This is a genomic window from Kluyvera sp. (assembly GCF_047971185.1).
Classification (GTDB): domain Bacteria; phylum Pseudomonadota; class Gammaproteobacteria; order Enterobacterales; family Enterobacteriaceae; genus Kluyvera.
Genome location: NZ_JBKDZH010000041.1, coordinates 1 through 11,865, shown reverse-complemented (window position 1 = coordinate 11,865; position 11,865 = coordinate 1). Strand labels below are relative to the sequence as shown.

Below are 11,865 nucleotides of genomic sequence, written 5' to 3'. Positions count from 1 at the left end.
GTACTGGCTTCTGAGTTCTCCGACGGTCAGGCTCTGCAGGCGCTGAAACTGCTGATAGAAAACCTGCCGGCGTCATACCATGAAGGTTCTAAGAACCCGGTAGCCCGTGAGCGCGTGCACAGTGCAGCCACCATCGCCGGTATCGCGTTTGCGAACGCCTTCCTGGGTGTATGTCACTCCAGGGCGCACAAGCTGGGTTCTCTGTTCCACATTCATCACGGGCTGGCGAACGCGCTGTTGATCAGCAACGTTATTCGTTATAACGCGAACGACAACCCGACTAAACAGACTGCTTTCAGCCAGTACGACCGTCCGCAAGCACGTCGTCGTTACGCTGAAATCGCTGACCACCTGGGTCTGTCTGCACCGGGCGACCGTACCGCAGCGAAAATCGAAAAACTGCTGGGCTGGCTGGACGAAATCAAAGCTGAACTGGGTATTCCTAAATCTATCCGTGAAGCTGGCGTACAGGAAGCTGACTTCCTGGCACACGTTGACAAACTGTCTGAAGATGCGTTTGACGACCAGTGCACCGGCGCTAACCCGCGTTACCCGCTGATTTCTGAACTGAAACAAATCCTGCTGGATACCTACTACGGTCGTAACTTCGTAGAAGGCGCTCCGGTAGCAGAGAAGAAAGAAGCTGCTCCGGCTAAAGCAGAGAAAAAAGCGAAGAAATAATCCGCTTTAACGCTCGCTGACAAGCATAAACAACAAAGCCCCATCATCCTGATGGGGCTTTTTTTATTTCATGCAACTTAACGGCAAAAAAAAACGCGTTTCCGCCTCCGATGATACAGAGGCCTGAAACGCGTCTGGAGACGTTTAGCAGGAACGGCAGGTTTGACGATGCTGATCCTGAATAACGGCCAGAGAGCCCTCTTCCAGCGCTTCCTTGTAGTGCTTGCGGCAAACGGACACGTAGCGCTCGTTCCCGCCAATCACCACCTGCTCACCTTCATTGTACGGGCGCCCTTCTTGATCCAGGCGCAGTACCATGCTGGCTTTACGCCCGCAGAAGCAGATCGTTTTTAATTCCACCAGCTTATCGGAGAGCGCCAGTAAATATTGGCTACCGCTAAACAGTTCGCCGCGAAAGTCCGTTCGGAGCCCGTAGCACAATACCGGGATATCCAGGTTATCCACCACGTCAGAAAGCGCGTAGACCTGTTCACGCGTCAGGAACTGGCATTCATCGACCAGCACGCAGTTAACCGGCTCACGTGCGTTCTCTGCGCTAATTTCATCAAACAAATTACTGTTCTGATTAAACAGCGTAGCCGGCGAGGACAGGCCAATACGCGAGCTCACTTTACCCGCGCCGAAACGGTCGTCTATTTCCGCGGTATAAACGATGGTGCGCATGCCGCGCTCCTGGTAGTTGTACGACGACTGCAACAGGGCGGTCGACTTCCCGGCATTCATTGCTGAGTAGTAGAAATAAAGTTGTGCCATTGGCTGAAAAATCCTAATCGATGCGTTTTTTAAACGGAGCGCAGTGTAACATATTTTGCCCACAGGCTTCCTGTGTCATCCTCACCATTGCGAATGCAGAACGCTTTCGAAAAACGTTCAGTCGCGGCTGCAATCATCAGGAAAACCGATATTTAACCGCCTCGTTCTCCCTTACCTACCTATTTTTACCCGACAGTCAGGTAACTTCATCATAACGCTGAAATATTTATCCCTTCGCGCCCGCGGGAACCGCATACGTCACGCGGTTAACCACGTAAGAAATAGCTAGCGAGGTTAATAGTTGAAAAGATTAATGAGTCAGTCTTAAAAAATGTGATCGCCGCCAATTTGTGTAGCGAACTACTGGGCATTGTTATCTGTAAATTAAACAGCCTCGGCTTGAAATAACATCGTCATAACTATGGACTTAAAGCCGACAACCCTGATGTCGCCTGATGTATTGCCATTGCCAGCAGGGTGAAATCGTTTTCTCAACTAAACAATTTATCCATACAAGCTCTGAGGCAAATAGATGAATAGCGTTAAGGAATCTGCGGCAAAAGGCCCTGCCAGGCGGCTAAAGTGGTTGAGTTACGTAATCATTCATTGTCGATAAAGTAATGCACAAAATGGATGCATGCTGGCTAATACATAAGGTTGATATTTACCCATACGGGGTATATTTATACACATCATCCCCCCCAACACCGCGCGTTATCCCGCTGCGCCTCCTGGCAATAAGTGCGGAGCGGTGAGGGAGCAGGTCCAGAATTTAACTTATAAATATTAAAGACAGCATCAAATAACACGTTATTTTGAATTCCTTACATTCTTACCTATTGCACATCTGATTTTATCGCTCTATTATTACTTCAACAAACCACCCCCAATATAAGTTTGAGATTACTACAATGAGCGAAGCACTTAAAATTTTGAACAACATCCGTACTCTTCGTGCGCAGGCAAGAGAATGCACCCTTGAAACGCTTGAAGAAATGCTGGAAAAATTAGAAGTTGTTGTTAACGAACGTCGTGAAGAAGAAAACGCGGCAGCGGCTGAAATCGAAGAGCGCACTCGTAAACTGCAACAATATCGTGAAATGCTGATTGCTGACGGTATTGACCCGAACGAACTGCTGAATAGCATGGCTGCCGCTAAAACCGGTACCAAAGCTAAACGTGCAGCGCGTCCGGCTAAATATAGCTACGTTGATGAAAACGGCGAAACCAAAACCTGGACTGGCCAGGGCCGTACCCCAGCAGTAATCAAAAAAGCGATGGACGACCAGGGTAAATCTCTGGAAGATTTCCTGATCAAGGATTAATCCTTACGCTTCGCAAAAATCCCGCTACGGCGGGATTTTTTATATCTGGCGATCGTTAGTCACCTGATAACTCACCGGCACAAGCGCGCTCATTTTTTACCCTTTCGTGTTATTTAAAAATAAAAAAACCGGGTTTCCCCGGCTTTTTCTGCATTCACGATATTACTTCGCGATGCCCAGCGTGTCTTGCAGCCACGCTTTAAAGTCTTCGCCCAGCGTATTGTGACGGATACCGTATTCCACAAACGCCTGCATGTAACCGAGCTTATTACCGCAGTCATGGCTTTTGCCCTTCATGTGGTAGGCTTCAACGGTCTCTTTTTCGATCAGCATATCGATAGCATCGGTAAGCTGAATCTCGTCGCCTGCGCCCGGAGGGGTTTTCGCCAGCAGCGGCCAGATTTCTGCGCTCAGAACGTAACGCCCCACTACCGCGAGGTTAGACGGTGCTACGTCGGCTTTCGGCTTCTCAACTACACCAACCATTGGCACGCTATCGCCCGGATTCAGGGTCGCGCCCTTGCAGTCCACCACGCCGTAGGCGGTGACGTCGGCAACCGGCTCAACCATGATCTGGCTTGCGCCGGTTTCATCATAGCGGGCGATCATTTCAGCCAGGTTGTCACGGCTCAGATCGGACTCATATTCATCGAGAATAACGTCCGGCAGGATGACCGCAACAGGTTCATCACCTACAACCGGATGTGCGCACAGCACCGCGTGGCCCAGGCCTTTTGCCAGACCCTGACGTACCTGCATAATGGTGACGTGCGGCGGGCAGATTGACTGCACTTCTTCCAGAAGCTGACGTTTTACGCGCTTCTCCAGCATGGCTTCAAGCTCGAAGCTGGTGTCGAAGTGGTTTTCAATAGAATTCTTGGAAGAATGGGTAACCAGTACAATTTCAGTGATACCAGCTGCAATACACTCGTTCACGACATACTGAATTAAAGGCTTATCTACCAGCGGCAGCATTTCTTTAGGAATTGCTTTGGTAGCAGGCAACATCCTTGTACCTAATCCGGCAACCGGGATAACAGCCTTTCTTACTTTCGAATTTAGGGCAGCCATTCAAATCTCCTGAACTGTTCAAACTTTGAACTTGCTCGTTTATTAATAACGCGTCGAGTATATCATCACAACCTACTGAGGCTGCTCCGAAAAGAACGCGATGACCTCGAATTAAGATTTATACTCGAAAGTCCGGCTGAAGGAGGCGCGCTGCCCAGAAACTTCAGCGTGGCGTTAATCGCCTCGGCCGAAGATAACGGGTCCGTTCAACGCACCAGCACGCTGAAGTATGACGAGTATATCCACATCAATTTGCCAGATAGTATCACTACGGCAGATAAGCCGTTAAAGCTATCCCTGTAAAAAAATGCGTTTGCTCATTCCGCAGACAACATTAAGCGTAAACGCCCCCCGTTTCCCCAAATCTGACACTGCCACGAAGTACAGCGCTGGCTTATTTGGTTGAGATAGGCGTTTCCTAGCGTACCCAGCGGTACACCGTTACTTATTTGTATTTGATGATCGCCGGTATTTAATGTGCCGTTCAGACCGGCAGAGACCAGGATAAGATTTTTTAACCCGCTGTGATAATAACCCACCAGCAACGGGAATTGACCGGGAAGATTTGCCTGACGCAGCAGTTGATTGACCTGCTTTAACAGACTCCCTAATTCTGGTAGGCGCTGCCCCTGATGCGCTAGCTGCTCTTGTAACAGGCCATTAAAGAGGACCCGTAATAATAACGCAGCCAGCACCCCATTATCGCCCGCACGAGTAACATCCAGACAATAAAATGCCAAATCGTGCTCTGAAAGTGGCGCTATATCCAAAACTAAACCGGGCGCGTCGACCGCCATCAGCTGGCGATAATTTATCCGACACTGCGATATTTTTTGCTGCACCGGCGGCTGTAGCTCTTGTAAAAGTTTTGCTGCCGCCGCGGGATTGTTCACTAGCGCATCCCAGTCTTCAAATAACCGCTCTTCTTCTTCCACCCGGGAATTAAACATATTGGGATACAGGCAGGCCAACACCGTTTCCCGCAAACGGTTCAAATCTTTGACCGGCTTTAATAACACGTCCTGAACGCCAAGGCGCAGCGCTTTGGCTATATCAGCCATATTTTCGGTGGCGGAAATGATAAGGATGGGCAGCGTATCACCCGCGTTACGCAGATGCTCCACCAGCTGCAAGCCGTTCATCCGCGGCATCGCGAGGTCACAGATCATCAGATCGGGGCGCTGGCTTTCCATCTGTGAAAGCGCATCAACGCCGTCCTGAGCCAACAGCGTGCGTGCGCCGAGCGACGAAAGCCAGGAATCCATAAGTGAGCGGAAAACGGGTTCGTCTTCGACAATCAAAATCTGTTTTCCCGCTAACGGCTGCGTCATGATATCTCCCCTGCCCGACGATATGTAAATAGTGGCATGCTATTGTGATAATCGCCTTTCAGAATTTGCTGAAGTAGTCGAAAAAAATGCCTTAAGTTGAACTCTGTACCAAAGGCAGAAGCTCATCTGTCTTTTTTTCAACCGCTTGTTGACCCGCGGCTATTGCAGATGAAGCTCGATGAAAATCCAGAGTCGAAATCTGGGGGCAAAACGGTTGCAACAAAATATCCGGCGGGTCACCCGCCATACGGTTACGCTTGAGCCGATTTTCCAGCACCTGGATTGAGGTTGTCATTATTTCCATTGCTGTGGGCGCAACCACCGACCGGCGAGAAGCAACGCGTCCCAGACGGGAGCGAAGGCGCTCATGCCATGATAGCTCATCTGGTGACTCATTCATCTCTGCATCGGGCTGAATATTGACGGACAGGAGATCCTGCTGCATAAGGTGTGCGTCATGTTGCAAATCGACCGCAATAACGATATCAGCCCCCAGCGCACGTGTTAGCGAAACCGGTACCGGGTTGACTACCGCACCATCCACTAACCAGTAACCGTTATGCTGCACCGGTGCCATCAGCCCTGGAATACTGCACGACGCTCGAACCGCCATATGCAAATCGCCTTCGGTAAACCACAGTTCACGACCGGTGCTTAGATTAGTCGCCACCGCTGCAAAACGGCGCTCACACTGTTCGATCGTGTCGTTGGGCATAATCTGCCGATAGTGGTTAAAAACCCGCTCACCGCGCAGCAGGCCGCCACGGCGCCATGAGAGATCCATCAAGCGCAGCACGTCCCAATAGCTGAACGAACAGACCCACTTTTCCAGTGCAGGGAGCTGATTACTGGCGTACGCCGCCCCTACCAGCGAACCGATAGAGCATCCGGCAACGATATCAATCTCTATACCCATTTTCTGTAGCGCTTTAATCACGCCAATATGCGACCAGCCCCGCGCCGCCCCTGAACCTAACGCCAGGCCAATTTTGATCTTTCTCATTGTTACCGATGAACATCCTCTTGCTTCTGGCGTGGCATCATCTCCACCGCTCGGTTACCATAGTGCTATCAGGCGTAACATCGCCGCTCACTTATCGCTTCAGGGAGATCTCTTTGTCCGAACTTTGCCCTTGTGGGAGCGCTCTCGAGTATAGCTTATGTTGCCAGCGTTATCTGTCCGGCAATGAACTCGCACCGAGCCCATCACACCTTATGCGCTCACGCTATTGCGCCTTCGTGAAGAAGGATGCAGATTATCTTGTTAAAACCTGGCATCCCACCTGCCAGGCAGGCGCGTTTCGCGATGATATTCACAACGGTTTTGCCCATACCGAATGGCTAGGGCTGACCGTTTTTGCCGCCGAAGATGGCCGCCATGCGGACGAAGGCTATGTCAGCTTCATTGCCCGCTTTCGTGAAAATAACAACAATGGTGCCATCATTGAGCGTTCACGATTCTTAAAAGAAAACGGTCAGTGGTATTATATTGACGGTACACGGCCAGTGATTGGTAGAAACGACCCCTGCCCTTGCGGTTCAGGGAAAAAATTTAAAAAATGCTGTGGGCAATAAACGCCCGACAACAGCTTCGCAAACATTATCAACAGGATTTACCCGGCAATGCACTCCATCCAACGAAAAGTTCTACGCACCATCTGCCCTGACCAGAAAGGCCTGATCGCGCGCATTACCAACATCTGCTACAAGCACGAGCTGAACATCGTGCAGAACAATGAATTTGTCGATCACCGCACCGGGCGTTTCTTTATGCGTACCGAACTGGAAGGGATCTTCAACGACGCGACCCTGCTTGCGGATTTAGACAGCGCGCTGCCGGAAGGTTCCGTGCGTGAGCTGAACCCGGCGGGGCGTCGCCGCATCGTTATTCTGGTCACTAAAGAGGCCCACTGCCTGGGCGATCTGCTGATGAAGGCCAACTACGGCGGCCTGGACGTTGAAATCGCCGCCGTCATCGGCAACCACGAAACCCTGCGTACGCTGGTCGAGCGTTTCGGCATTCCGTTCCAGCTGGTGAGCCATGAAGGCCTGGCTCGCGAAGAACATGACCAGCTGATGGCTGACGCCATTGCCGCGCATGAGCCTGATTATGTCGTACTGGCGAAATACATGCGCGTACTCACGCCGGAATTTGTGGCCCGCTTCCCGAATAAAATCATTAATATCCACCACTCGTTCCTGCCGGCCTTTATCGGCGCGCGCCCGTATCATCAGGCCTATGAGCGCGGCGTGAAAATTGTCGGCGCCACCGCGCACTACGTTAACGACAACCTGGATGAAGGCCCGATCATCATGCAGGACGTCATTCACGTCGACCACACCTATACCGCAGAAGATATGATGCGCGCCGGTCGCGACGTCGAGAAAAACGTACTGAGCCGCGCGCTTTATCAGGTGCTGGCGCAGCGCGTATTCGTTTACGGTAACCGGACGATTATTCTTTAATCGTTAGTGAAATGAATTGATTAGCTTTAACCCGTTACGGATAAAAAGCAGGCAAACAGTTCATTTTCGATAAACGAATGCTTTACAGCGGCGCGTCATTTGATATGATGCGCCCCGCTTCCCAAGAAGGAAGCAGGCCAGTAAAACCAGCATTACCCCAGTGGTGGGGTTCCCGAGCGGCCAAAGGGAGCAGACTGTAAATCTGCCGTCATCGACTTCGAAGGTTCGAATCCTTCCCCCACCACCATTATTCACTACAGTGATGTAGTTAACTCGATAAGCGTTGCAGAAATTTGCACTTATCGGGGAAGGGTGAGAACCTTCGATTAAGGTTCGACTCGAGCGAAAGCGAGAGAACGTTGCCAACAGCAACGGCCCGAAGGGTGAGGCGCGAAGCGACGAATAATCCTTCCCCCACCACCATCTTCATGCACTGCCTACAATTTGAATTACCCCAGTGGTGGGGTTCCCGAGCGGCCAAAGGGAGCAGACTGTAAATCTGCCGTCATCGACTTCGAAGGTTCGAATCCTTCCCCCACCACCATCACTTCATAAAGTACTGTCCCCCAATCAATCTGTAATGTTCCGTATTTTTCCCATGGGAAGGATGAGAAGCTTCGATTCGAGTGTTAGCGAAAAAGCATTGCCGCAGGTAATGACCTGAAGAATGAAGCGCTGCGCAATTTTTCTCTCCTCTGATAACAACCCCTTCAAAATTTTTCATTATCTACGACAACTTACGTTCCTGACAATGAAGGTATAAACCCTATTGCAGGTTATCTCCGCTTATGTGGGGAACACGACTCTGCTGTTTCAATGTCTGTCCATCTCTGCGGTTTATCCCCGCTCTCGTGGGGAACACTCTAATTCCATCACTTTGTTTATAAACAACATTTTCCCACAACAACATCCTACCAACACATAAATAACAATTCCGCATTATGAAAGAGCATATAACCAATTGATTTTATATACTAAAAAACCATTCCCATGATTCTCTCTTAAAATCTACCAACATACTATGCTGAGCGTCATATGACGGAAAATTCAGGGATTAATACATCATCACATTAAGGGGGGTAAGATTTTGCGCATATCGTCGGCAAAGGACTCAAGGAAGCGTCTGCGGCAGGTCGTGAGGTACGGGATGCACCCGATAAGAAATGCAAAAAAACGGGCATGAAGTCAATCTCCATGCCCGCGCTATTTCCCGCTATAGTGCTGAATACGCCTCAGCAACACGGCGGTTTGAGATAATCAGCACACAATCAGTGACGCGCGCGAACAATCTGATATTTGCGGGTCAGGTACTCGACTGGCACGCTCCAGATGTGAACCAGACGCGAGAACGGGAACAGCAGGAACAGCGTCATCCCGAGCACCAGGTGCATACGGAAGATAAACGCCACCCCGTCCAGATACTGAGACGCTCCACCGTGGAAAGTCACCACCGACTGCGCCCAGTTCACCAGCTTCATCATCTCGCTGCCGTCCATATGCTGGGCGGAGAACGGAATGGTCAGCAGGCCAAGAGCACACTGGATAACCAGAATGGACAGCACCAGAATATCGGCACCGGTCGTGGTAGCGCGCACGCGTGGGCTGAACAGACGACGCTTCAGCAGCAACACGCCGCCTACCAGGCACATGACGCCGGATGCACCACCGGCAAACATCGCCATCTTCTGTTTCACTTCCAGCGGCAGCCAGGCTTCATACATCCAGTGCGGCGTCAGCATGCCGAGGTAGTGACCGGCGAAACTGCCCAGAATACCGATATGGAACAGGTTCGAGGCCAGGTTCATCCCTTTACGGTCCAGCATCTGGCTGGAAGCGGCGCGCCAGGTATATTGACCGTAGTCATAACGCAGCCAGCTACCAATCAGAAAGACAGCGCCCGCAATGTACGGATAGATGTCAAAGAAGAACATATTCAGGAAGTGCATTATTGCTGTCCTCCGTTAGAGATATTCAAATATTGCGGGGCCACGGCTCCGGCAAAACGACGCTGGTGATTGGCGATTTCCGACTCACCACAGCCCTGGTCAGCAAAGAATTTCACCTGCTCTTCTTCCCAGACGGCATCCAGCGCCTGCGGCGTATCGTCGCGCGCTTCGTCGGCGATTTTTTCCGCCACTTTCGCTTCGTCGACCGCACTGTTCGCGAGCTTCAGCAACTGTTCAAACAGCACCGCATAGCGGCTTTCACGCTGTTGCAGACGCGCGCAGAGCAGCGCCAGAATCGGCGCGATATCCTGCAACCCGCCAATAGCTTCGCTTTCCGGCAGCTGGGCCAGATACTCCAGATACAGCGGCAGGTGATCCGGCAGCTCGCGGCTGTCGAGCACCAGGCCGTGCTGCTCGTACTGATTCATCAGGTCAACCATCGCCTGCCCGCGATCGCGGGACTCGCCGTGAACGTGTTCGAACAGCAGCAGCGAGGTTGCGCGGCCACGGTCAAACAGTTCGCTGTAGGTGGCCTGCGCATCCAGCGGATCCTGCGCGGTTAAATCGCGCAGGAAGATGCCCAGGGCCTGGGCATCCGCTTTCTCCAGTTTGTCTGATGACGCCAGAACGTCGAAGAGTTCAGCCTGATGCTGCCACAAGGCAGCATCCGGGTACTCAAGCAGACGAGAGACAACCACGAGTTCGATCATGCGTGCGGCTCCGTTTTGCTGGTCACATCCACCGCATCAATGCGACGGCTGTTGAACAGGTTGAAGGAGGAGTCGGAACCGTGGCAGCCGTCGCCGAAGCTAAAGCCACACCCGTTTTTCTCCGGGAACGCTTCACGCGCCTGCTCACGGTGACTGCTCGGCACCACGAAACGATCTTCGTAGTTGGCAATCGCCAGGTAGCGGTACATCTCCTGCGCCTGCGCTTCGGTCAGACCGACCTCTTCCAGCGCGCGGGTATCAATCACGCCATCAACGGTTTCCGTACGCTTGAAGTGACGCATCGCCAGCATACGTTTCAGCGCCAGCAGTACCGGCGCGGTGTCGCCCGCGGTCAGCAGGTTCGCCAGATACTGAACCGGAATACGCAGGCTTTCCACATCCGGCAGAATGCCGTTGCTGCCCAGTTCGCCCGCATCAGCCGCAGACTGAATCGGAGACAGCGGCGGCACGTACCACACCATCGGCAGCGTGCGGTATTCCGGGTGGAGCGGCAGCGCCAGCTTCCAGTCCATCGCCATTTTGTACACCGGCGATTTCTGCGCCGCGTCAATCACGCTCAGCGGGATACCGTCTTTCTGCGCCTGCTCGATCACTTTCGGATCGTTCGGGTCGAGGAACACGTCCAGCTGACGCTGATACAGATCTTTCTCGTTTTCGGTGCTCGCGGCGGTTTCAATCGCGTCCGCGTCGTACAGCAGCACGCCGAGGTAACGGATACGGCCCACGCAGGTTTCTGAACAAATGGTCGGCTGCCCGGATTCAATACGCGGGTAACAGAAGATGCATTTTTCAGATTTTCCGCTTTTCCAGTTGAAGTAGATTTTTTTGTACGGGCAGCCGGTGAGGCACATACGCCAGCCGCGGCACTTGTCCTGGTCGATCAGCACGATGCCGTCTTCTTCACGCTTGTAGATGGCACCGCTTGGACAGGTCGCCACGCACGCCGGGTTGAGGCAGTGCTCGCACAGACGCGGCAGATACATCATGAAGGTGTTTTCGAACTGGCCGTACATCGCCTTCTGCATGTTCTCGAAGTTCTGGTCTTTCGCCAGCTTCTCGAACTCGCCGCCCAGATCGTCTTCCCAGTTTGGACCCTTGGTGATTTTGTCCATCCGCTTGCCGGTAATCAGCGAGCGCGGGCGGGCAATCGGCTGCGCCTTGCTGTCTGCCGGCGCGTTGTGCAGCGTCTGGTAGTCGAAATCAAACGGCTCGTAGTAATCGTCCAGCCCCGGCAGATGCGGGTTGGCGAAAATTTTACCCAGCAGCAGCGCTTTGTTACCCATGCGCGGCACCAGCTTGCCGTTGATCTTACGGATCCAACCGCCTTTGTATTTCTCCTGGTTTTCCCAGTCGGTCGGGAAACCGGTGCCCGGCTTGGTTTCAACGTTGTTGAACCATGCGTACTCGGTCCCTTCACGGCTGGTCCAGACGTTTTTACAGGTGACTGAGCAGGTATGACAGCCGATGCATTTATCGAGATTCAGCACCATGCCGACTTGTGAACGAATTTTCATTTTACGCTCTCCTGTACCTGGTCATT

At 52.2% G+C, this 11,865-nt stretch carries 11 protein-coding genes, 2 tRNA genes and 2 other RNA genes; 8 read left to right on the top strand and 7 right to left on the bottom strand.

Annotated features, from left to right (window positions below):
* Nucleotides 1-681, top strand: a 681-nt coding sequence (locus ACK5JN_RS11460) for an iron-containing alcohol dehydrogenase (RefSeq protein WP_416870286.1), incomplete at its 5' end; no start/stop codon positions are given.
* A 144-nt stretch (nucleotides 682-825) separates the two neighbouring features.
* On the opposite strand, the gene tdk is transcribed toward ACK5JN_RS11460, so the two are convergent.
* The gene (tdk, locus tag ACK5JN_RS11455) at nucleotides 826-1,455 is read right to left on the bottom strand and encodes a thymidine kinase (RefSeq protein ID WP_416870285.1); all 630 of its coding nucleotides are present in this window, start codon (nucleotides 1,453-1,455) and stop codon (nucleotides 826-828) included.
* 911 nt (nucleotides 1,456-2,366) lie between these two features.
* Here tdk and hns point away from each other — a divergent pair.
* On the top strand, nucleotides 2,367-2,780 hold the full coding sequence (gene hns / locus ACK5JN_RS11450) for a histone-like nucleoid-structuring protein H-NS (protein ID WP_416870284.1): 414 nt from the start codon (nucleotides 2,367-2,369) through the stop codon (nucleotides 2,778-2,780).
* Nucleotides 2,781-2,942: 162 nt separating this feature from the next.
* On the opposite strand, the gene galU is transcribed toward hns, so the two are convergent.
* The 3 genes from galU to rssA all read right to left on the bottom strand — a co-directional run bounded on the left by galU (nucleotide 2,943) and on the right by rssA (nucleotide 6,185).
* Nucleotides 2,943-3,851, bottom strand: coding sequence for a UTP--glucose-1-phosphate uridylyltransferase GalU (gene galU / locus ACK5JN_RS11445; protein ID WP_416870283.1), 909 nt, complete (start codon nucleotides 3,849-3,851; stop codon nucleotides 2,943-2,945).
* A gap of 317 nt (nucleotides 3,852-4,168) precedes the next feature.
* A complete protein-coding gene (rssB, locus tag ACK5JN_RS11440) occupies nucleotides 4,169-5,182 on the bottom strand; it encodes a two-component system response regulator RssB (RefSeq protein ID WP_416870282.1) in 1,014 nt (337 codons plus the stop codon).
* A 91-nt stretch (nucleotides 5,183-5,273) separates the two neighbouring features.
* Nucleotides 5,274-6,185: a patatin-like phospholipase RssA gene (gene rssA, locus ACK5JN_RS11435; RefSeq protein ID WP_416870281.1), complete on the bottom strand. Its 912-nt coding sequence runs from the start codon at nucleotides 6,183-6,185 to the stop codon at nucleotides 5,274-5,276.
* Between the two features lie 113 nt (nucleotides 6,186-6,298).
* On the opposite strand from rssA, the gene ACK5JN_RS11430 reads away from it, so the two are divergent.
* The 6 genes from ACK5JN_RS11430 to ACK5JN_RS11405 all read left to right on the top strand — a co-directional run bounded on the left by ACK5JN_RS11430 (nucleotide 6,299) and on the right by ACK5JN_RS11405 (nucleotide 8,348).
* On the top strand, nucleotides 6,299-6,757 hold the full coding sequence (locus tag ACK5JN_RS11430) for a YchJ family protein (protein ID WP_416870280.1): 459 nt from the start codon (nucleotides 6,299-6,301) through the stop codon (nucleotides 6,755-6,757).
* 48 nt (nucleotides 6,758-6,805) lie between these two features.
* Nucleotides 6,806-7,648 carry a formyltetrahydrofolate deformylase gene (gene purU / locus ACK5JN_RS11425; protein WP_416870279.1) on the top strand — a complete coding sequence of 281 codons (843 nt, stop codon included), beginning with the start codon at nucleotides 6,806-6,808 and terminating at the stop codon, nucleotides 7,646-7,648.
* A 162-nt stretch (nucleotides 7,649-7,810) separates the two neighbouring features.
* Nucleotides 7,811-7,895, top strand: a tRNA-Tyr gene (locus ACK5JN_RS11420).
* Between the two features lie 44 nt (nucleotides 7,896-7,939).
* Nucleotides 7,940-8,071: non-coding RNA, RtT sRNA (locus tag ACK5JN_RS11415), on the top strand.
* A 36-nt stretch (nucleotides 8,072-8,107) separates the two neighbouring features.
* Nucleotides 8,108-8,192 (top strand) — tRNA-Tyr (locus ACK5JN_RS11410).
* 42 nt (nucleotides 8,193-8,234) lie between these two features.
* Nucleotides 8,235-8,348: non-coding RNA, RtT sRNA (locus ACK5JN_RS11405), on the top strand.
* A gap of 568 nt (nucleotides 8,349-8,916) precedes the next feature.
* Here ACK5JN_RS11405 and narI read toward each other — a convergent pair.
* Genes narI through narH form a run of 3 tightly spaced genes read right to left on the bottom strand, consistent with a single transcriptional unit; the run spans nucleotide 8,917 to nucleotide 11,839 of the window.
* A complete protein-coding gene (gene narI, locus ACK5JN_RS11400) occupies nucleotides 8,917-9,594 on the bottom strand; it encodes a respiratory nitrate reductase subunit gamma (protein ID WP_416870278.1) in 678 nt (225 codons plus the stop codon).
* A complete protein-coding gene (gene narJ / locus ACK5JN_RS11395; RefSeq protein ID WP_416870277.1) occupies nucleotides 9,594-10,304 on the bottom strand; it encodes a nitrate reductase molybdenum cofactor assembly chaperone in 711 nt (236 codons plus the stop codon). The genes narI and narJ overlap by 1 nt, the downstream gene beginning before the upstream one ends.
* Nucleotides 10,301-11,839 (bottom strand): nitrate reductase subunit beta, encoded by a 1,539-nt coding sequence (gene narH / locus ACK5JN_RS11390; protein ID WP_416870276.1) that lies wholly within the window; start codon nucleotides 11,837-11,839, stop codon nucleotides 10,301-10,303. Before narH ends, narJ begins: the two co-directional genes overlap by 4 nt.
* Between the last annotated feature and the right edge of the window lie 26 nt (nucleotides 11,840-11,865).